Annotated in this window: 15 protein-coding genes and 1 riboswitch; of the genes, 5 read left to right on the forward strand and 10 right to left on the reverse strand. The window is 72.9% G+C overall.

The genetic code is table 11. The annotated features are described in order from the left end of the window. From HUT12_RS21135 to HUT12_RS21155, 5 genes are all read right to left on the reverse strand, one after another. Complete coding sequence (locus HUT12_RS21135) at positions 1–678, reverse strand: hypothetical protein (protein WP_176094485.1); 678 nt, start codon at positions 676–678, stop codon at positions 1–3. 90 nt (positions 679–768) lie between these two features. Continuing rightward, positions 769–2,319 (reverse strand): MFS transporter, encoded by a 1,551-nt coding sequence (locus HUT12_RS21140; protein ID WP_254876913.1) that lies wholly within the window; start codon positions 2,317–2,319, stop codon positions 769–771. 91 nt (positions 2,320–2,410) lie between these two features. Beyond that, complete coding sequence (locus HUT12_RS21145) at positions 2,411–4,702, reverse strand: ABC transporter permease (protein ID WP_176094486.1); 2,292 nt, start codon at positions 4,700–4,702, stop codon at positions 2,411–2,413. Beyond that, a complete protein-coding gene (locus HUT12_RS21150; protein WP_176094487.1) occupies positions 4,699–5,391 on the reverse strand; it encodes an ABC transporter ATP-binding protein in 693 nt (230 codons plus the stop codon). The genes HUT12_RS21145 and HUT12_RS21150 overlap by 4 nt, the downstream gene beginning before the upstream one ends. Beyond that, positions 5,388–5,918: a PadR family transcriptional regulator gene (locus HUT12_RS21155; protein WP_131054704.1), complete on the reverse strand. Its 531-nt coding sequence runs from the start codon at positions 5,916–5,918 to the stop codon at positions 5,388–5,390. Before HUT12_RS21155 ends, HUT12_RS21150 begins: the two co-directional genes overlap by 4 nt. 296 nt (positions 5,919–6,214) lie before the next feature. Here HUT12_RS21155 and HUT12_RS21160 point away from each other — a divergent pair, with 296 nt between their 5' ends. Then, positions 6,215–9,037 (forward strand): M36 family metallopeptidase, encoded by a 2,823-nt coding sequence (locus tag HUT12_RS21160; protein WP_254876914.1) that lies wholly within the window; start codon positions 6,215–6,217, stop codon positions 9,035–9,037. A gap of 160 nt (positions 9,038–9,197) precedes the next feature. Then, positions 9,198–11,345: a glycogen debranching N-terminal domain-containing protein gene (locus tag HUT12_RS21165; RefSeq protein WP_176094489.1), complete on the forward strand. Its 2,148-nt coding sequence runs from the start codon at positions 9,198–9,200 to the stop codon at positions 11,343–11,345. 18 nt (positions 11,346–11,363) lie between these two features. On the opposite strand, the gene HUT12_RS21170 is transcribed toward HUT12_RS21165, so the two are convergent. Further along, entirely contained in the window at positions 11,364–11,984 is a 621-nt protein-coding gene (locus HUT12_RS21170) for an L-threonylcarbamoyladenylate synthase (RefSeq protein ID WP_131054702.1), read from the reverse strand. 88 nt (positions 11,985–12,072) lie between these two features. Here HUT12_RS21170 and HUT12_RS21175 point away from each other — a divergent pair, with 88 nt between their 5' ends. Next, positions 12,073–12,471, forward strand: coding sequence for a hypothetical protein (locus HUT12_RS21175; RefSeq protein ID WP_131054701.1), 399 nt, complete (start codon positions 12,073–12,075; stop codon positions 12,469–12,471). A 112-nt stretch (positions 12,472–12,583) separates the two neighbouring features. On the opposite strand, the gene HUT12_RS21180 is transcribed toward HUT12_RS21175, so the two are convergent. The 3 genes from HUT12_RS21180 to HUT12_RS21190 form a co-directional block, all read right to left on the reverse strand. Beyond that, on the reverse strand, positions 12,584–12,904 hold the full coding sequence (locus HUT12_RS21180) for an amphi-Trp domain-containing protein (protein ID WP_131054700.1): 321 nt from the start codon (positions 12,902–12,904) through the stop codon (positions 12,584–12,586). A gap of 98 nt (positions 12,905–13,002) precedes the next feature. After that, positions 13,003–13,707, reverse strand: a complete 705-nt coding sequence (locus tag HUT12_RS21185) for a YoaK family protein (RefSeq protein WP_176094490.1) — start codon at positions 13,705–13,707, stop codon at positions 13,003–13,005. Between the two features lie 112 nt (positions 13,708–13,819). Continuing rightward, positions 13,820–14,917: a hypothetical protein gene (locus HUT12_RS21190; protein ID WP_176094491.1), complete on the reverse strand. Its 1,098-nt coding sequence runs from the start codon at positions 14,915–14,917 to the stop codon at positions 13,820–13,822. 237 nt (positions 14,918–15,154) lie between these two features. Here HUT12_RS21190 and HUT12_RS21195 point away from each other — a divergent pair, with 237 nt between their 5' ends. Continuing rightward, positions 15,155–16,441 (forward strand): AI-2E family transporter, encoded by a 1,287-nt coding sequence (locus HUT12_RS21195; protein WP_176094492.1) that lies wholly within the window; start codon positions 15,155–15,157, stop codon positions 16,439–16,441. A gap of 77 nt (positions 16,442–16,518) precedes the next feature. On the opposite strand, the gene metE is transcribed toward HUT12_RS21195, so the two are convergent. Continuing rightward, positions 16,519–18,816 (reverse strand): 5-methyltetrahydropteroyltriglutamate--homocysteine S-methyltransferase, encoded by a 2,298-nt coding sequence (metE, locus tag HUT12_RS21200; RefSeq protein ID WP_176094493.1) that lies wholly within the window; start codon positions 18,814–18,816, stop codon positions 16,519–16,521. A 119-nt stretch (positions 18,817–18,935) separates the two neighbouring features. Next, positions 18,936–19,155: riboswitch (cobalamin riboswitch) on the reverse strand. Between the two features lie 166 nt (positions 19,156–19,321). Here metE and HUT12_RS21205 point away from each other — a divergent pair. Next, the gene (locus tag HUT12_RS21205) at positions 19,322–20,410 is read left to right on the forward strand and encodes an iron ABC transporter permease (protein ID WP_176094494.1); all 1,089 of its coding nucleotides are present in this window, start codon (positions 19,322–19,324) and stop codon (positions 20,408–20,410) included.

Consider the following 20,410-nt stretch of genomic DNA (forward strand, 5'->3'; position numbering starts at 1 on the left):
TCAGCCGCCGGTGCCCTCGGCGGCGCCGTCGGGCGTGAGGGCGCCGTCGGCCTCACCGGTGTCGAGGTGCACGTGCTGGTGGCCGTTGCCGGCGTCGATGTTGATCTGGTCGAGTTGTGTCGCGGCCACCGACCAGGTGGTGGCGGCGAGGGTGGCCTGCCGGGCGGCCAGCGTCAGGTGGTCGCGGCGCAGGGCGTCGGGCACGGAGGCCGCCAGGGCGACGGCGTCGACCGCGACGGTGGCCTGGGCCACGGCGCTGCGCAGGCCGCCCCGGGCGACGTTGGTGGCCGTGCTGCCCGAGGGCGGGTCGGCGTACGCCTCGGTGAGCTGGCCCATGGTCTGTCGCCACTGGTCCAGTTGCGTCGGCTCGGGAGCCTGCCCGGACTCCCCGTGCTCCCGTACGGCCACCAGGATCGGCGCCATCTGCTGGCCGGTGCGGCGTGCCAGGTCGGTCAGTTCGACGATCTGGCGCGCGTCCCGTTCGACCTCCGCCGCGCGCATCTCGGCGATCCGCGAGTCGGTGTCGTCCGGCCGTCCCAGGGTGTACCCGACCAGCCCGCCCACCAGGGCCACCACCAGCACTGCCGTGACGGCACCGAGGATCGACCAACCGGAGGTCCGCGCTGCCGAGGCCGGCGGGGTCGCCAGGTAGGAGGGCCTTCCGGTACGACGGGACATGGCCACCCCTCGGGATCGACGACGATTCGCTCGGAGCGTAGCCCGTATATCACAAGCCGTCGATACTTCTGTGCACTGTGGCGTCGACTTTCACTCGGCGGGCACGAAAGCCTGCCGACGGCGTTCGGTGCGCCGCCGTAGTGTGACGGCGACCAGCAGGGCCGTACCCGCCATCAGCACGGCGCTGGCCACAGCGGCCAGCCGGAACCCGTGCACGAACGCCTCCCGCGCGGCGGCGAGGAGCCGCTCGCCGACCTCGGCGGGCAGGCGGTCGCCGGCGGCCAGCGCGGCGGTGAGGTTGTCCCGCGCGGCGGTCGCCTCCGGACCGGCCTCGGCGGGGACCGCGGTGGCCATGTCGTGCCGGTAGACCGCGGTGATCAGGCTGCCGAGCAGCGCGATGCCGAAGGCGCCGCCGAGTTGCGGCGCCGTGGCGGAGATCGCCGCCGCCGCGCCGGCCCGCTGCGGTGGTGCGGCTCCGACGACCATGTCGGTGGCGAGCGCCATCATCGGCCCCAGTCCGGCGGAGACGACGACCGCCCCGGTCACCAGAATCGCCAGTCCGCCGACCTCGACCTGGGTGAGCAGGCCGTAGCCGACCGCGGCGAGCGCCAGACCGGTCGCGGTGACCGTGGCCGGGTCGACCCGGCGGGCGATCCGGGGGGCCAGCGTGGACCCGACGATCACGCCGACGGCCGAGGGCGCGGTCCACATGCCCGCCGCCAGCGGGGACAGGCCCTGCACCAGTTGCAGGTACTGCGCGATGGCGAGGTTGGATCCCCACAGGACGAAGATGCCGAGCGCCAGGGTGGTGGCGGCGACGGTGAGTCGGCGGTCGGCGAAGAGCCCGAGGTCCAGGAACGGGTCGGTTCGGCCGCGCTGCCGCCGGACGAACAGCACGGCGGCGGCGAGGCCCGCCACGACCGCCAGCAGCGACGTCGGGTGCACGCCGTCGGCGGCGATCCGCTTGAGCCCGTACACCACCGGCAGCACCGCACCGAGCGAGAGCAGCGCGCTGAACAGGTCCAACCGGCCGGTGGCGGCGCGGCGCTCGGGCAGCAGCGCCGGCCCCACCGCCAGCAGCACCAGCATCACCGGTACGCCGAGCAGGAACACCGAGCCCCACCAGAACCGCTCCAGCAGCCACCCGCCGACCAGCGGTCCGACCGCCGTACCGCCGGAGACGCTGGCGATCACGACCCCGATCGCCACCGCCCGCTGTCGTGCGTCGACGAACATCACCGTCACCAGGGAGAGGATGGCCGGCATCAGCGTCGAGCCGGCGACCCCCATCAACGCCCGGGCGACGATCAGCAGTTCCACGGTGGGGGCGTACGCCGCGGCCACCGAGGCGACGCCGTAGCCGGCGGCGCCGAGCAGCAGCATTCGTCGTCGTCCGATGCGGTCGCCCCACACGCCCATGGTGATCAAAGAGCCGGCGAGCAGGAAGGCGTAGACGTCGACGATCCACAGCAGCTCGGTGCTGCTGGCCGAGAGGTCCCGGCCGATCGTCGGTAACGCCAGGTGCGTCACGGTCAGTTCCAGCGAGGCGAGCAGGGCCGGCAGGGCGAGCACTACGAGCCCGTACCACTCCCGCCGTCCCGCCACACGGCGCGGCGGCGCCGCATCCATCGGGGTCGTCATGGAGCCGAGCTTCCGACCTCAACCGAACTTCAGGTCAAGCGGATTCGCGGCGTGCCCGAGCCACGCCGCGAATCCGCCGGGTCGCTGACGACTATTCGCTGCGTAGCCCCTCGGCCCGGGTCAACCGCCACAGCAGTGGCAGGCTGGCGGCGGTGACCACGAGCACCAGCACCGCGGCGGTGCCGGACACCCCGGCGATCGCCCCCCAGTTGACGCCGACGGCGATGCCGGCGACCGACTGGAGCAGGGCCGCCACCGCGCTTCCGGTCACGACCGCCAACAGCATGCCCAACGAGACCGGGATCGCCACCTGATAGAGCACCGACCCGGAGAGGCTGCGGCGGCGCGCGCCGAACGCACTGAGCACCGCCAACGGCCGCCGCCGCTCGCGCAGCTGTTCGAGGATGTTGACCAGCATGCTCGCGCCGATGACCAGCAGCAGGACGACCGCGCCGATCTGGAGCGCCTGCTGGTAACCGGCCAGCACCGAGGAGGTACGGCGTTCCTCGAACGTCTGCACGACCGCCGTCGGGTCCACCCTCGCGACGGTGTTGCGCAACCGCTCCACCACGTCCCGGTCGGCCGGGTCGTACGCGACGAGCACGCTGCTCGGGTTGACCGGCGGCACCTCCACCGCGCCCGGGGTGAGCAGGAAGTCCGCCACGACCAGCGTGGAGTACTGCCGCACCGTGGGGACCTCGGCCGGCACCGTCCAGCGGATCGGTGTGCCGTCGTCGTCGAAGGTGAGCGTGGTGCCCGCAGCCGTCGACGCGCCACCAGGGCCGGCGAAGCTGTCACCGTCGGCACAGGTGGGCAGCTCGGCGTACTGGCGCAGGGCCACGCAGTCGGCGATGTAGACCCGATGGACCTGTGCCGCGTCCGGGGCGGTGCCCAGGTCCGCCACCCCGCTGGTGGCCCGCACCCCGACCGTGTCGGCCAGCGCCTCGGCCCAGGTCCGCGCGGGACCGTCGGGCACGCCCGGCTCATAGACGAAGACCACGGCCTGGAAGTCGTCGTCGGGACTCAGGTCGCTCGCACTGTGCGTCTGCGCCGCGCCGAGCACTCCCTGCACGGCGATCACGCCGGCCACCGACACCGCGATACCGGAGACGGCGCGGACCGCGGTGTCGCTGTCCAGTTGCAACCGGCGGACCGCGAGCTGCCACGCGACGCCGCCGCCACCCAGCCGCCGCACCGTCGCCTGCACCAGCCACGGCAGCAGCAGGACGACCCCGACCAGCAGCAGCGTCGCCCCGGCGGCGAGTTGCAGCTCCACCAGCAGGCCGCCGGCCTGCTCGGGGAGACCGCCGACCAGCGGGTAGAGCAGGAGGAGTCCGACCAGTGACGGCAGTGGCCGCCACCAGAACCGACGATGACGCGCGCTGCCGCGCCGGACCACGCCGAGCGGCTCGATCACCACCCGCCGCAGCGCGGAGAGGGTGACCAGGACCGCGACGGTCGGCACCAGCACCACGACCAGCAGCGCCAACCCGGGTACCGGACGCATGTCGGCGGCGAAGAAGCTGAACCCGGGTGGCAGCAGGTCGCCGGCCACCCCACGGACGCCGACGAATCCGACCGCCCCGAGCGCCAACCCGAGCACCGCGCCGACGAGGCTCTCCCCCGCCGCCACCCGCCGGGTCATCGCGCTGTCCGCGCCGACCAGCCGGATCGCGGCGAGCTGGCGGTCGCGGGCCTCGCTGCCGAACCGCACCGCCGTGCTCACGAAGATCATCACCGGCAGCAGCAGGACCACCAGGCCCAGCACGCCCAGCACCAGCAGCACCGGGGGCACTCCCCCGGACTCCTGCGGGCCGTCACCGCCGTACGCGGCGATCCGCCGGGCACCGAGGGACTCCTCGTCCACCTGCTCCGAGTTCAGGTAGAAGAGTCGTTCACCCGGGCCGGCCAGCCCGTCGGGGCCGATGGTGCCGACCACCCGGCCGCCCCACCGCTCCCGCAGCAGCGCGCCGTCGGGCGAGTCGAGCACTGCGGCCAGGGCCGGCGAGACGACCATCTCCCCCGGCGCCAACCGGCGGTCGACACCGGGGGGCAGCGGCGACCGCTCCCCCTCGGGCCGCACCAGCCAGCCGTTGACGTCGGTGCCCCGGTAGCGCGACTCCACATCCACGGTCAGCAGGGTCTCCGGCCCGGGTGCGGACACCGCCGGGCCCGGCAGGCGGGCCGCCTCCCGGTCGCCGCGCGCGGCGACCAGTGTGGGCAGGGCGGCGGCGGTCAGCAGCAGCACCACCCCGAGGCCCACACCGACCGAGATCAGGGCCAGTCGGGTCCAGCCGGACCGGCCGCCCGCCACGCTGAGCCGTACGCCCAGCGCCAGGTCCTCCAGCCAGGCCAATCCGCCACGTCGCGTCCCCGCGCTCATCGGACCTGCGCCGGAGTGCGGACCGTGCCGTCGCGCACCACGACCTCCCGGTCGGAGTACGCGGCCACCCGCGCCTCGTGCGTGACCAGCACGACCGCGGCGCCGGTCTGCCGGGCCGCTTCGACGAAGAGGCGCATCACGCGCTCGCCGTTGAGCGAGTCGAGCGCACCGGTCGGCTCGTCGGCGAAGATCACCCGAGGACCGGTGATCAGCGCGCGGGCCACCGCCACCCGCTGGCCCTGACCGCCGGAGACCTCGCCGGGTCGCTTGTCCGCCACGTCGCCGACCTCCAGCCGGGCCAACGCCTCGGCAGCGCGGCGCGCCGCCTCCCGCCGACGGACGCCGGACAGCCGCAACGGCAGGGCCACGTTCTCCTGGCAGGTCAGCTCCGGCACGAGTTGCCCGAACTGGAACACGAAGCCGAACTCGGTCCGGCGCAGCGCGCTGCGCCGCTGGTCGGACAGGGCGACCAGATCCTGGCCGGCGTAGCGGACCCGACCGGAGTCCGGCATGACGATCCCGGCCAGGCAGTGCAGCAGGGTGGACTTGCCGGAGCCGGACGGGCCCATCAGGGCGAGCACCTCACCGGCGTACACCCGCAGCGACGCGCCGTCCAGCGCCGTGGTGGCGCCGAACGTCTTGACCAGCTCCTCCGCCTCCAGCAGCGGGGCGTCCGTTGCGGGGTTCATCGCATCTCCTCTCGCACCTGCGCGCGGAGCTGGTCCAGCCGGGCGGCGGTCAGCTCCAACCAGCGCAGGTCGGCTTCCAGGTGGAACAGGGCGTGGTCGCAGACGAGCTGGTCGGCCAGGTCACCGGCGAGCTTGCGCTGGGTCAGCTCCCGCATCTGCGCCAGGTGGGCGGCGCGCTGCACGTCGAGCAGGTCGACCGCGTCACGGTCGGTCAGCAGCGCCAGGACGACCTTGGTGTAGAGCTTGCTCTGGAGATAGACCTCGGGCTGCTCCGGTCGGGCCAGCCACTGCTCGACGTCGGTGACGCCGGCCTCGGTGATCGCGTACCGCTTGCGGTCCGGGCCCTCGCCGGGCTCGGACTGGACCTCGACGAGACCGTTCTTGAGCAACCGGGCGAGCGTGGCGTAGACCTGGCCGTAGTGCAGCGACCGCCCGCGACCGAACTGGTCGTCGTAGGAACGCTTGAGGTCATAACCGTGTCGCGGGCCCTGCTCCAGCAGACCCAGTAGGGCGTAACCGACAGACATGAGTGCCACTATACACGCGGGCTATACACACAGTGTCTACGCGCGCGACGTACGGACCGACGACGCATTGCCGCAGCTCGGAACGGTCGCACGACAGACGTAGGAGCAATAGATCGAAATATTTGAACATTTGTCGGATGACCGGCCGTGAGCTGCGCCGTAGCGTCGACGCGATCCACCTCGCACGGGCACGGTCACGCACCGTGACCGCACGCGAGCGTCACGGCCGCCGTGACGGACCGCCCGGTCGTGGATCGGCGCTCCGTGCTGTCCTTTCCACCCCCGAAGGAGCAGAAGTGCCCCGACAACCCCGCTCGTCACGCGCTCGCCGCAGCGGCGCGTTGCTGCTGTCCACCGCCCTCGTCGCCTCGTTGACCTCGGTCGCCGCGAAGCCCGCCGCGGCGGCCCCGGAGGAACCCCTCAGGTCCCACGAGATCTTCCTGACCGGCCCGAACCAGGGCGCCCCGGAGGACATCGCCGCCGCCTACCTGCGCGCCGACCCGACCCGGCACGGGGTGACCGCCGCCGACCTCGGTGACCTCGCCGTGGTGTCCAGCTACACCAGCCGGCACACCGGCGTCACCCACGTCAACCTCGCCCAGCGCCACGAGAAGCTGGAGATCTTCGGGGCCACCGCGACGGTCAACGTCGCCCGCGACGGCAGCGTCGTCTTCGTCGGCGACACCCTCGTGGCCGGCCTGACCGCCGGGGCCACCACCCCCGACCTGGACGCCGTGGACGCCGTCGAGGCCGCCGCCGAGGCCCTGGACCTGCCCACGCCCACCAACACCCGGGTGATGAGCCGCACCGGCGGCCCGGCGCAGGGCACCGTCGTCAGCGGCAGCGGCGTCTCCGCCGAGCCCATCCCGGCCAAGCTCGGCTGGCAACCCACCGACGCCGGGCTCCGCCTCGCCTGGCAACTCGTCATCGACGACGCCACCGACGCGCATCTCTGGAACGCCACCGTCGACGCGGAGAGCGGCGACCTGCTCGACGCCGACGACTGGACCACCCACGAGCACACCGACGACCTCGCCGAGACCCTGCACCCGGTCTCCGGCCGGACGATGCCGGTCCGGCGCAGTGGGCCGTTCGGCACGCCCGACCCGGTGCGGGACGGGTCGAGCTACCACGTCTACGGCTACCCGACGGAGAGCCCGAACGACGGCCCCCGCGCCGTGGTGACCGACCCGGCGGACGCGCTGGCCTCGCCGCACGGCTGGCACGACACGGACGGCGTGCCCGGTCCGGAGTTCACCACCACCCAGGGCAACAACGTCCACGCGTACCAGGACCAGGACAACAACAACGCGCCGGACTTCGGCAGCAGCCCGGACGGCGGGCCGAACCTGACCTTCAACTTCCCGCTCGACCTGGGCGAGAACCCGCAGAGCTACCGGGACGCGGCCACCGCCAACCTGTTCTACTGGAACAACATCATCCACGACGTCTCGTACCGCTACGGCTTCGACGAGGCGTCCGGGAACTTCCAGGCCAACAACTACGGTCGCGGCGGTGTCGGCGGCGACTACGTCCGCGCCGAGGCGGCCGACGGCGGCGGCTCGAACAACGCCAACTTCTCCACCCCCGCGGTGGACGGTGTGGGCACGCCCCGGATGCAGATGTACCTGTGGCCGGGCAACCAGTTCGGCGCCCAGAACCAGGTCGTCGTCGACGGGGTCGGGTCGTTCGACGCCACCTGGTCGCGCTACAGCCCGGCACCGACCAGCGCCGGTCTGTCCGCCCGCCCGTTCGTGCACGGCGGCACCGGCTGCGCCGCCTCGTCGTACCCGGCCACGCTGCCCGAGGACGGCTGGGTCGCGGTGGTCGACGGCGGCACCACCGCCTGCACCTACCTGCTGCGCACCCAGATCGCCGAGTCGCTCGGCGCCGACGCGGTGGTGGTCGCGCACAACGCGGCCGGTGCCGCGCCGGTGCTCACCGGCGCCATGACGACCGCGCCGGTCGCCATCCCGGCGGTGGCGGTCACCCAGGCCGACGGCACCACGCTCAAGGCCGCGATCGCCGAGGGCACGGTCACCGGCTCGGTCCGCAAGCACCCCAGCCACCCGGGCATGCGCGACGGCGACCTCGACGCCGGCATCATCATCCACGAGTACGGCCACGGCATCTCGCTGCGGCTGACCGGCGGTCCGGGGATCAACTGCCTGACCGGCAACGAGCAGATGGGCGAGGGCTGGAGCGACTTCTTCGCGATCACCACGTTGCTGGACCCGGCCCTCGACACCGCCGACGGCTCGCGGGGCCTGGTGCCGTACGTGCTCTATCAGGCCGACCGCACCGGCAACGGGCTGCGCCCCCGGCCGTACTCGCGCAACATGGAGACCCAGCCGTTCACCTACGACAGCATCAAGACGGGCGGCTGGCTGAACGGCACCTCGCTGGCCGCGCCGCACGGCATCGGGCACGGCTGGGCCGCCGTCCTCTGGGACGTCACCTGGGACCTCATCGACCGGCACGGTCTGAACCCGAACGTCTACGGCGACTGGAACACCGGCGGCAACAACCTCGCCATGCAGCTCGTCATGGACGGGTTGAAGATGCAGGGCTGCGGGCCGGGCTTCGTGGTCGGCCGCAACGCCATCATCGCCGCCGACGCGGCGTTGACCGGCGGCGACAACGCCTGCACCCTCTGGGCCTCGTTCGCCCGCCGGGGTCTCGGCTACAGCGCGGTGCAGGGCACCACCAACCGCGACGACAACACGGAGGCGTTCGACACGCACCCGTCCTGCCGGGGCGACTTCGTCGGCCGCACCGCAGCGCCCGGCCTGAACACGCTGCCCGCCGGGGACGCGGCACCGATGAAGTTCCAACTCGCCGCGAACCGGGGGCTGGACATCCTGGCCAGCAACTCGCCGTACTCCCGCCTGGTCGACTGCGACACGCTGCAGACGGTCAACCCGGACGGTTCGGTCACGCCGCGACCGCTCCCGGTGGCCGCCGCCAATCCCGGCAACTCCCGCATGTCCGCCAATGCCAGAGGCCAGTACAACTACGTCTGGAAGACCGACCCCGCCTGGGCCGGCACCTGCCGTGAGTTCGTCCTGACCCTGGACAACGGCTTCCAGTACCGCACCTACTTCCGATTCACCGGCTGATCCGACCCGCACCTGCGGGGGAGGGTTCCGAGCCACGGAACCCTCCCCCGCGCCATGCCTACAGGTGTACCCGGGCGGCGAGGGGGTAGGAACCGCCGACCGACGCCGCCGCGTGTCGCACCGTCGCCACGCCAGGTCCACCGCAGGCCAGGGGGAACGGATGAGCCGGGTCCGCAATCTGCGCGTCCGCCCCGACCTGCTCTATCTGGCCAGCGGCTGGAGCACGCTGGTCACCGACGTCCGGGGCCGGATCACCGGCACCGGGCCGCAGGGATTCTTCGCCCGCAACACCCGGGTGCTGCACACCGAGCGCATCACCGTCGACGGACGGGAGCCGGTGCCGTTCAGCACGGCCACCGTCCAGGGGTACGCCCAACTGTCCTACGCCGAGCTGGGCGCCGGTGACGAACTGCCCTCGCGGGCGGCGTACCTGACCGTGGCCCGGTTCGTGGGAGCGGGGCTGCGGACCCGGCTGACCGTGCTCAGCTACGCCGACACACCGCTGGACCTGCGACTGCGCATCGAGCTGGACGCCGACTTCGCGGACACCGGCGAGGCCGAACGGGGCCGGCGGGTGCAGTCCGGCACGGTCGAGCGCCGGTGGGACCCGGCGCAGCGGGAGCTCCGTCTGATCTACCGCTGCGACGGCCTGGACCGGGCGGTGGTGATCCGGGCCCGGACGGACCAGCCGCTCCGGTACGCCGACGACGGCTTCGAGGTCGACCTGGCGCTGCCGACCCGCGAACGTCGGCAGGTGGAGATCCTCGTCGAGCCCGTCTTCGACGGCGAACGGCTCGTCGCGCCACCGCCGAGCTTCACCGACTCCGGTGACCTCGCCGGTGCGGCACGCACCCGGCTGGAACGCGAGTTCACCCAGTTGACCAGCACCAACTTCGACGTGACGGCGGCCTGGCGATGCGCGACGGAGGACCTGGCCGGGCTGCCCCTCGGCGAGCCGTCCGGCCCGACCGCACCCATCGCCGGCCTGCCGATCTATCAGGAGATCTTCGGCCGGGACACGATGACCGCCTCGTGGCAGGCGATGCTCGCCGGCCCGACGATGCTCGCTGACAGTCTGCGACTCAACGCCGCCCACCTCGGACGGCGCATCGACGACTGGCGCGACGAGGAGCCCGGCAAGCCGCTGCACGAGGCGCGCCAGGGGCCGGTGTCCGCGCTCGGTCTCGACCCGCTGTCGCACTACCACGGTGACTGGTCCACCGCTCCGGACCTCCTCATGTTCCTCGGCCAGTACTACGCCTGGACGGCGGACCTCGACACGGTCCGCGCGCTGCTGCCGGCGGCCCGGCGCGCGTTGGACTGGCTCGACCGGTTCGGCGACCAGGACCACGACGGGTTCCTGGAGTACCACTGCCGCTCCCGGGTCGGCGTGAAGAACCAGGGCTGGAAGGACTCCGACGACGCGGTGGTCGACGAACACGGTCGGCCGGTGCCGAACCCGATCGCGAGCAGCGAGTTGCAGGCGTACTGGTACGCCGCCCTGCGGCACGCGGCCGTGATCTTCACGGTGACCGGTCATCCCGCGACGGGCGCGGCCCTGGTGCGGCGGGCGCGGGCCCTGCGTCGCCGGTTCCACCACGCCTTCTGGATGCCGGACCGGGGTTGCTACGCGATGGCCCTCGGCCCGGACGGGCGGCCGGTGCGCTCGGTCAACTCCAACGACGGGCACCTGCTCGCCTCCGGCATCGTGCCGGCCCGGATCGCGCCCGTGGTCGCCGACCGGCTGCTCGCGCCGGACATGTTCAGCGGGTGGGGCATCCGCACTCTCTCCGCCACGCACCCGGCGTACAACCCGTTCAGCTACCACCGGGGCAGTGTCTGGCCGGTCGAGGCGGGCACCATCGGCCTCGGGCTCGCCCGGTACGGCTGTTGGGACCACCTGCACCGGCTGGCCGAGGGGACCTTCGCGGCGTCGGCCCTCTTCGCCGAGCACCGCCTCCCCGAGGTGCTCAGCGGCCTGCCCCGCGACACCTTCCCGCATCCCGGGGTCTACCCGAACTCGTGCTCCCCGCAGGCGTGGTCGGCCAGCGCGGTCGTCGCGCTGGTGCAGGCGCTGCTGGCGCTGCGCCCGGCCGCGCCGCTGCGGGCGATCCTCCTCGACCCGCACCTGCCGCCGTGGCTACCGGACCTCACGCTGGAGGGGGTACGGGTCGGTGGGCACACCTTCGACCTGACGGTGCGGCGCCGACGTGGTGGGCGCACGTCGGTGCGGACCCGGGGCGACCGGATCGCGGTGTTGCGCCGCCCCACCCGTCAGGCGTCGGCCGTTCGGCGACACCGCCCCTGACCGGGGTGCGGTGGGTGGTCAGGAGAAGCGGGCCGGGTCACCGGCGCCGACCCGGACGACCTCCGGCTCACCGTCCGAGAAGTCGATCACCGTGGTCGGCTCGGTGCCGCACTCCCCCGCGTCGACCACCGCGTCCACGGCGTGGTCGAGGCGTTCCTTGATCTCCCAGCCCTGGGTCATCGGCTCCTCGTCGCCGGGCAGCAGCAGGGTGCTCGACAGCAACGGCTCGCCCCACTCGTCGAGCAGCGCGCGGGTGACCGGATGCGCGGGGATGCGGACGCCCACGGTCTTCTTGCGCGGGTGCAGCAGCCGGCGCGGGACCTCGCGGGTGGCCGGCAGGATGAAGGTGTAACCGCCCGGGGTGGCGGCCTTCACCGCCCGGAACACCGCGTTGTCGAGCTGCACGAACTGGCCGAGCTGGGCGAAGTCGCGGCAGACCAGGGTGAAGTGGTGCCCGCTGTCGAGCTGGCGGATCTCCCGGATCCGGTCCATGCCCGCCTTGTTGCCGAGCCGGCTGCCGAGCGCGAAGCACGAGTCGGTCGGGTAGGCGATCAGGCCGTCGCGCCGGACGATGTCGATCACCTGACCGATGATGCGCGGCTGCGGGTTGTCCGGATGCACGTCGAAGTACCTGGCCATGGCCGGAAGCTTAGAGCGAGGCCGGGAAAGTGTCGCATTGGTGACAGTGGCGGCCTGCGGTCGCGTGTCGACACCCATCGTTGTCGGTATGGTCGGACGAGTCCACGACGGCGGCTACCGCGACACGTTCCGACACCCCGCGACGCCCACACCCGTCCGGCTCACCGTGCTCGTCTTCGGCGTACTGGCGCTGCTGTTCGCGCTGGCGACCGCGCACCGCGCGGTGGTCGACGGCGGTTCGCTCGGCGCCGCCGTCTTCTTCGCCGTGATGGCCGTGGCGTGCACGCTGGTGGCGGTGAGCCTGGCCGCCCGCCGTCAGTGGGCGCCCTACCCGGCGTACGCGCTGACCGGCCTGTTGGCCGCCGCCTCGCTCGGCCTGTGGGGCGCGATCACCTGCGTCGGCGGGCTCCTGCTGCTCTGGGTGCTGTGGGCGCTGAACACCCGGGTCTCCCGCGACTGGTTCGGTCGGCGCGGCCGGCTGCGGTGAGCACGACGCGGCGACCGCTGCCATCGGCGAGGGCGCGCCGCGCCACCGGACGAGCGGGTCGTGCCGCCCACGCCGGTCACGGCGGCCCTCCCCGAACGGGGTCGGCGCGCCGTCAGGCGGTCGCCGAGGACTCCGTCTCCGGCTCCTCGTCCGCCTCGGTCGCCGCCGCCTTCTCGGCGTCGGTCTTCTCCGCGTCGGCCTTCGGCTTCTCCGCCTCGACCACCGGGTTCTTCCAGGAGAACTCGATCTCGATCGAGTACTCGTCCTTCCCCTCCTGCTCGATCTCCAGCTCGCAGTGCACCTGGTCGGCGACGGCGATGGTGCCGGCGGCACCGTAGAAGACCTGCCCGGCCTCCACCTGGCTCGCCACCTGACGCAGCCACGCGGCCAGATCCGCCCGCGACACGGTCCGCTCGTCCTCGTAGATATCCATGCCGTCATGCTGGCATTGCGGTGTCGACCGAGCACGCCCAGGGTTACCCGGTCGGCGGGGCCGCAGGTCGCGTCACCGGCCCGCCCGTCGCGCGGCGGTCAGGTGGCCGGATCGCCCGCCCGCGCGTGCGTCGCGGCCGTGATCTCCCGGCGGCGGACCGCCGCGATCATCGCCGTGCCGGCCGCCATCACCACCCCCGCCATCAGCAGGGCCCAGGACCCGTCGACCCGCAGTGTCAGGAGCGCCGCGACCAGGGCGCCGAGGCCCATCGAGACGATCGCGGCGAGCCGTCGGGCCCACGCCGTGCCCACGCCTCCGGCAGCCCGGCTGTCCGCCGAGAGGTTCACCATGGTCATCGTCACCACCACCGTGGAGAGGTCCCGGATGCCGATGTGGCGGACCGCCGCGGCCTGGGCGCCGAGCACCAGCGCCAACAACCCGGTGACGACCAGCATCACGATCCCCTCCGGCGACCCGGTGCCGAGCCAGAGCCCGGCCGACGCCAGCGTCGACGCGCTACCGGCGACCAGCACGACCAGGCCGGAGCGGGGCAGCTTCGCCGGGCCCGTCGCGCCCCGGGTCAGCCGGGCGGCGAGCACCGCGCCGAGCATGAAGGCCAGCAACGCCACCAGGTTGTTGAGCACCGGCAGCCCGGGAACCCCGGCCAGGCCGAAACCGATGAAGAGCACGTTGCCGGTCATGTTGCCGGTGAAGACCCGGTCCAGGGCGAGGTAGCTGACGCCGTCGATCGCCCCGGTCGCCACGGTCAGCACCAGCAGGGGTACGTCGTACGTCTTGGTCATGGGCCTCTTCCGCAGCTCGCCGCCGGATGGCGCGTCGAGAGCGGCCGTGAGCAAGGCGATCGTCCGGTTCGGAGTCTACGCACCGCCCACGGCCGCGTCCGGCGCAGCCGCGTCACGGCCCGGCGGCGGCCTCCAGCAGGTCGTCGTAGTGCTGTAGGCCGTGGTTCGGCGACACGTCCGCGATCGACCAGCTCTGGTAGCCGGTCTTCGTCCTGGGCAGCTCCACGGCGTTCGCCCCGTAGGTGAGGGCCAGCTCCAGCGTCTGGTTCCAGGTCGACGCCGGGCACGGGTCCTGGTCGGCGCAGACCAGGTCGGCGGTCGCGGTCTGGTAGCTGATCGGGCCGCCCTTGCCCGCGATGTACGCCCACATCGCGTAGTAGTTGTTCGGGCGGTCGGGGTACATCGAGTTGTTGCCCAGCACGCACCGGGCGCCCAGTGAGGTACGGCAGTAGTCGATCATCTGCCGGGTGTACGGCATGTCCACCGAGCCCGTCCAGGTCACCTCGTTGATCCGCTGGTACGGGTTGAAGGCCAGGTAGGAGCGGGTCTGCTCCCACACGTCGTGCGCGTCGATCTCGTCGCGGTGGCACTGGTCGTCGGCCGCCCCGGTGTAGCCGGCCGCCTCCAGGCCGGGCCGGTTCAGGCTGAGCTGCCCGGTCTGCCGGATGTAGGGCTCGGCGAACTCGGTGGTGCAGCGGGCGATCACCACGTCCCGGATCCGGGGCTCGTCGTCGTAGCGGGCGGCCAGCCGGTCCTGGAGGTTCTGGTAGGCCGTTCCGTACTCGCTGGTCCAGAACGCACCGATCGTGCCGGTCAGGCTGCCGCTGGTGTACCACGGGATCGGGCTCGACCCGCCCAGCGTCTTCGCCCAGTCCGGGGCGTGGATGCCGCCGACCACCCGCAGCCGGGCGTGCATCCCGGCCGCGTTCGCGGCGGTGACCGCCAGGTCGATCGCGGTGGTGTCGAGCGCACCGCCGTGGTCGGTGCCGGCCTGCTGCTGCGGTTGCAGGTCGCTCCAGTTGACCCGGATGACGAAGCTGTCCACCACCGGCGCGTACGCACCGGTGGCCGGCTCGGCCCGGTCGACCAGGCCGCTCAGCGGCGGCTTGAGGGTGACCGCCGTCGGGGTCGACGTCGACTGCGCCTGCGCCGGTACGGCGACCGCCGTGGCCGCCGTCACCGCGGTGACGAGTACCGCGAACCTTCTCACCCGGGAACCTCCTCGTGGCAGATGGAGCCCTCGGCGTCCGGAGGGACCCACCCGCGAGCCGGGGCGGCGTCGGCCGGACACCCGGGCACGAAGCGCCAGGATAGGGCTGAAGCGACCCGACGTCACCGGCGAAGATCGGCGGCGGTCCGGTCGTTTCCGGCCTGGCCGCTGGTCACCGTGCCGGTGTGTGGCCCGACCCGTTACGGTGTACCGACCGATCTTCACCTGGGGGTTCCCTTGAGCCGGTTCGAGCAGCTGCGGCACCGACTGCGCCGGGCGTACGACGGGGGACGCGAGTCGGTACGCGCGGCCAGGGACCGGGACCGTACCCGGCAGGCCGACCGTGCGGAGGAGTTCGCCCGGCCCATCCCCGAGCCCCGCGCCGGCAACGACGGCGAGGACGGCCATCCCTCGACGATCAGCCGGGACGACGCCGGGGTGCCGCACTCGTTGCGGATCGCCGCCGCCTGGTCGTGGCGGATCATCGTCATCGGCATCGTCGGCTGGGCGATGCTGCGGTTCATGGGCACCATCCGCGTCGTGATCGTGCCCCTGCTGGTGGCGCTGCTGCTCTCCGCACTGCTGGCACCCGCCGTCGGCTGGCTGCTGCGGGCCCGCTTCCCCCGTTCGCTGGCCACCGCCGTGGTGCTGATCGGTGGACTGGCCGCCGTGGTCGGCACGCTGACCATGGTGGTCAGCGAGTTCGTCACCGGCCTGCCCGACCTCAGCCGCAACGCGGCCGACGGCATCGGTCAGATCCAGAACTGGCTGCGCGACGGGCCGCTGAACCTCTCCGACGGCACGTTGAACCAGTACATCCAAGCCGGGCAGAACTGGATCAACGAGAACACCCAGGCGCTGACCACCGGCGCGCTCTCCACCGCCGGCACGGTGGTGGAGATCTTCACCGGCGCGCTGCTGGTTCTCTTCGCCATGTTCTTCTTCCTCCGCGACGGCCAGCGCATCTGGCGGTTCATCGTGGGGATGTTCCCGGCCCCCGCCCGCTGGCGCCTCGACGACGCGGGCAGGGCCTCGTGGCAGACCCTGGTCGCCTACGTGCGGGCCACCGTGCTGGTGGCGTTCATCGACGCGGTGGGCATCGGTATCGCGCTGGTGCTGTTCGACGTGCCGTTCGCCTTCGCCCTGGCCGCGCTGGTCTTCCTCGGCGCGTTCATCCCGATCGTCGGTGCCACGCTCTCCGGCGCGGTGGCGGTGCTGGTCGCCCTGGTGGACGGCGGCTGGGTCACCGCGCTGTTCATCCTCGGCGCGGTGATCGTGGTGCAGCAGGTCGAGGGGAACGTCCTCCAGCCGTGGATCATGGGCAAGGCGGTGGCGCTGCACCCGCTGCCCGTGGTGCTGGCGGTCACCGCCGGTGTGGTGCTCGACGGCATCTTCGGCGCGCTCATCGCCGTACCGCTGATCGCCGTGCTCAACACCGCGGTCCGGCGGCTGGCCCGACGCCTCCCGCCGGCCGAGCAGCCACCGCCCCCGGAGGCGGTCGTGGTCAAGGCCACCACACCCTGACCCTTCCGGTCCTCTCGGGTGTGCGGTCCGTCGGCGGCGCCCGCCGGTGGGTGGCTCCCACCGGCGGGCACCACCGGTCAGGCGTCGCTCGGTGCGGGCGTCGGCCCGTCGGCGGCCAGTTCGGCGCGGACCGAGGCGGCGGCCCGGACCAGCGCGGTCAGTGCGGGACGGACCTCGTCGTAGCCCCGGGTCTTGAGCCCGCAGTCGGGGTTGACCCAGAGCCGGTCCGGCCCGACGACCGCCGCCGCCCGGCGCAGCGCGGTGACCACCTCGGCGCCGTCGGGCACCCGGGGCGAGTGGATGTCGTAGACACCCGGCCCGATGCCCCGGGTGTAGCCGACGGTGGCCAGGTCGTCGAGGATCTCCATCCGGGAACGGGACGCCTCGATGCTGGTCACGTCGGCGTCCAGGGCGTCGATGGCGGGCAGCACCTCGCCGAACTCCGAGTAGCACAGGTGGGTGTGGATCGCCGTGGCGTCGGCGACGCCGCTGGTCGCCAGTCGGAACGCCGCCACCGACCAGTCCAGGTAGCCGGCGTGGTCCCGGCGGCGTGGTGGCAGCAGTTCCCGCAGGGCGGGCTCGTCGACCTGGATGATCCGGATGCCCGCCGCCTCCAGGTCCCGCGCCTCGTCACGCAGGGCCAGGGCGACCTGCCGGGCGGTCTCCGCCAGCGGCTGGTCCACCCGGACGAACGACCAGGCCAGGATGGTCACCGGACCGGTGAGCATGCCCTTGACCGGCCGGTCGGTGAGGGACTGGGCGTACCGGGACCAGGTCACCGTGATCGGTGCGCGCCGGGTCACGTCGCCGTACAGGATCGGCGGGCGTACGCACCGGGAGCCGTACGACTGGACCCAGCCGTGGGCGGTGGCGGCGAAGCCGTCGAGGTGTTCGGCGAAGTACTGCACCATGTCGTTGCGCTCCGGCTCGCCGTGCACCAGCACGTCCAGCCCGAGGCGTTCCTGTTCGGCCACCACCTCGGCGATCTCGGCCCGCATCCGCTCGGCGTAGCCGGCCGCGTCCAGGCGACCGGCCCGGTGCTCGGCCCGGGCCCGGCGCAACGCCTCGGTCTGCGGGAACGACCCGATGGTGGTGGTCGCCAGCGCGGGCAGCCCGAGGCGTCGGCGCTGGGCCTCGGCGCGCTGCGGGTACGGGCCGCGTCGGGTGTGCTCGGGCCGCAGGGCCTCCAGGCGGGCACGGACCGCGTCGTCGCGCCACTGTGCCGGCACCGGCGCAGGCGCGGCGGGCAGCTCGCCCACCCCGTCGCGCAGCACCCGACCGAGCGCGACCACCTCGTCGACCTTCTGACGGGCGAACGCCAACCGGTCCCGTAGCCGGGGGTCCAGCTCGGTCTCGGCGGCCAGGTCCACCGGCACGTGCAGCAGCGAGCAGGAGGTGGACACCGCGACGGTGTCGGCGAGCCCGGTGAGGGTGGCGCCGACAGCCGCAGCGGCCCGCAGGTCGGTCCGCCACACGTTGCGGCCGTCGACCAGCCCGGCGACCACGGTCCGGCCCGGCAGCGCGCCGTGGCCGGCGAGCCGGTCCAGGTCACCCGGTCCGGCGACCAGGTCCAACCCGATCGCCTCGATCGGCGTGTCCAGCAAGGCGGGCAGCGCATCGCCGAGTTCGCCGAAGTAGGCGGCGACGAACAGGCGGGGCCGGTGGGTCAGCGCGCCGAGGCGGGCGTAGGCGGCGCTGAGGGCGCGGATCTCGGCGTCGGACCGGTCGCCGACGTACGCCGGTTCGTCGAGCTGCACCCACGGCACCCCGACGTCGGCGAGCGCGGTCAGCAGGTCGGCGTAGACGTCGACGAGGTCGTCCAGCCGGTCGAACGGGCGGAACCCGTCCGGCGCGTCGGCGGTGGGCTTGGCGAGCAGCAGCAGGGTGGCCGGGCCGACCAGCACCGGACGGGTGGTGATGCCGAGCGCCCGCGCCCGCCCGTACTCGGTCAGGGGCGTGTCGGCCCGGGCGGCGAAGGCGGTGTCCGGGCCGATCTCGGGCACCAGGTAGTGGTAGTTGGTGTCGAACCACTTCGTCATCTCCAGCGGCGGCTCCTGGGCGGTGCCGCGTGCCATGGCGAAGTAGGTGTCCAGCTCACCGAGGCCGAGCCGGCGGAACCGGTCGGGTACGGCGTCGACCGTGACGGCCGCGTCGAGCACGTGGTCGTAGAGCGAGAACGTGTTGGACGGTACGGCGGACAGGCCGGCGTCGTGCAACGTACGCCAGGTCTCCTCGCGTACCTGCGCGGCGGTGGCCCGCAGGGTCGGCTCGTCGATGCGGCCGGCCCAGTAGCCCTCGACCGCGGTCTTGAGTTCACGGCGCGGGCCGATGCGCGGATAGCCGAGCACGGTGCTCGTGCCGAACGGAGTGGTCATGTCGCCAGGGTTCCCTTCCCTCGAGGTCCGGCGGTACGGCTCCGGGGAAGGCTGGGGAGGGCACGGTGCGACGACCGACCTCGCCCGGGCCCTCCCGCGAGGCCGACGGCGGCGTGCGCGGCTGCGCACGCGGCACGGGCAGGTCTTCGGACTCGTGGGCGCGACCGGCTGGGCCGGTCTCCTACTGGCCGTCGCTTCCCGGACCCGACAGGGCGTCCAGTGCGTGTGACGGCGGTCGTTCCCACTCACCGCTGCGGGGCAGTCCCGGACTCACACCGGGTTCCCTCTTACGACGCCTCGACCGGACGGCCGGGGCGAACCAGTACCGTCTCGGATCCTAGCGTCCGGATCACGCGTGACGACCGGCGCGCGGGTGTGATGTCCGCACGGCGACACGGGGTCGAGCGGAGCGTGAACAACGACTCATCCGGCTTCCGCTGGCGTGATCTTGGTGTTAGCTTTTTGCAAAGGCTTGGCAAGAACAACGACTTTGCGTGGGAGAGCGGTGAGCGTCACCACCCTGCCGACGAGCCCGACGGACGTGCTCGGTGTGGCGGCGCAGCGCCGCCGGACCGGCCTCTGGCTGCTCGCGCTGACCCTCGGCCTGGTCCTGACCGGCCTGGTCGCGGTCGGGGCCGGGGCGATCGGCATCCCGCCGCTCACGGTGGCCCGGATCATCGGGCACCAGCTCGTCGGCGTGCCGGGCGAGGTGAGCTGGACCGGACCGCAGCAGGCGATCGTCTGGCAGGTCCGACTGCCCCGGGTCCTGCTCGGCATGCTGGTCGGCGCCGGGCTGGCGGTCTGCGGCGTGGCCTTGCAGGCCATGGTCCGCAACGTGCTCGCCGACCCGTACCTGCTGGGGATCAACTCCGGCGCCTCCAGCGGCGCGGCCGCCGCGATCCTCTTCGGCGCCGGCGCCGGCTTCGGCCAGTACGCGCTCTCCACCAGCGCGTTCGTCGGCGCGCTCGGCGCCTCGCTGCTGGTCTTCCTGATCGCGCGCAGCGGCGGCCGGGTCACCTCCATCCGGCTGCTGCTGGCCGGCGTCGCCGTCGGGTACGCGCTGTACGCCACCACCAGCTTCCTGATCTTCGCCTCCGGATCCGCCGAGGGTGCCCGGTCGGTGATGTTCTGGCTCCTCGGGTCGCTGGGCCTGGCCCGCTGGAACGCCCTGCTGCTGATCGCCGCCGTGGTGCTGATCGGCACCATCGGATACCTGACCGTCGTCGGACGGCGGCTCGACGTGCTGGCCATCGGCGACGAGACCGCGCACACCCTGGGCGTCTCGCCGGACCGGTTCCGCCTCCGGCTGCTCGTGCTGGTCTCGCTCAGCGTCGGCATCCTGGTCTCCGCCGCCGGCAGCATCGGTTTCGTCGGCCTGGTCGTGCCGCACCTGGCCCGCCGCATCGTCGGCGCACCGCACGTCCGGGTGGTGCCGGTGGCCGCGCTGCTCGGGGCGATCCTCCTGGTCTGGGCCGACGTGCTGGCCCGGGTGCTGCTGGCACCGCAGGAGATCCCGATCGGCATCATCACCTCCCTGCTCGGTGCCCCCTTCCTGCTGGTCCTGATCCGCCGTCTGCACGCCTCCGGCGCCTGA

Origin of the sequence: Verrucosispora sp. NA02020 (assembly GCF_013364215.1) — a bacterium.
Taxonomy (GTDB): Bacteria; Actinomycetota; Actinomycetes; order Mycobacteriales; family Micromonosporaceae; genus Micromonospora.

Coding starts and splice junctions, on each gene's coding strand:
- HUT12_RS21135 (WP_176094485.1), bottom strand. CDS start 678: ATGTCCCGTCGTACCGGAAGGCCCTCCTACCTGGCGACCCCGCCGGCC.
- HUT12_RS21140 (WP_254876913.1), bottom strand. CDS start 2,319: ATGACGACCCCGATGGATGCGGCGCCGCCGCGCCGTGTGGCGGGACGG.
- HUT12_RS21145 (WP_176094486.1), bottom strand. CDS start 4,702: ATGAGCGCGGGGACGCGACGTGGCGGATTGGCCTGGCTGGAGGACCTG.
- HUT12_RS21150 (WP_176094487.1), bottom strand. CDS start 5,391: ATGAACCCCGCAACGGACGCCCCGCTGCTGGAGGCGGAGGAGCTGGTC.
- HUT12_RS21155 (WP_131054704.1), bottom strand. CDS start 5,918: ATGTCTGTCGGTTACGCCCTACTGGGTCTGCTGGAGCAGGGCCCGCGA.
- HUT12_RS21165 (WP_176094489.1), top strand. CDS start 9,198: ATGAGCCGGGTCCGCAATCTGCGCGTCCGCCCCGACCTGCTCTATCTG.
- HUT12_RS21170 (WP_131054702.1), bottom strand. CDS start 11,984: ATGGCCAGGTACTTCGACGTGCATCCGGACAACCCGCAGCCGCGCATC.
- HUT12_RS21175 (WP_131054701.1), top strand. CDS start 12,073: ATGGTCGGACGAGTCCACGACGGCGGCTACCGCGACACGTTCCGACAC.
- HUT12_RS21180 (WP_131054700.1), bottom strand. CDS start 12,904: ATGGATATCTACGAGGACGAGCGGACCGTGTCGCGGGCGGATCTGGCC.
- HUT12_RS21185 (WP_176094490.1), bottom strand. CDS start 13,707: ATGACCAAGACGTACGACGTACCCCTGCTGGTGCTGACCGTGGCGACC.
- metE (WP_176094493.1), bottom strand. CDS start 18,816: ATGACCACTCCGTTCGGCACGAGCACCGTGCTCGGCTATCCGCGCATC.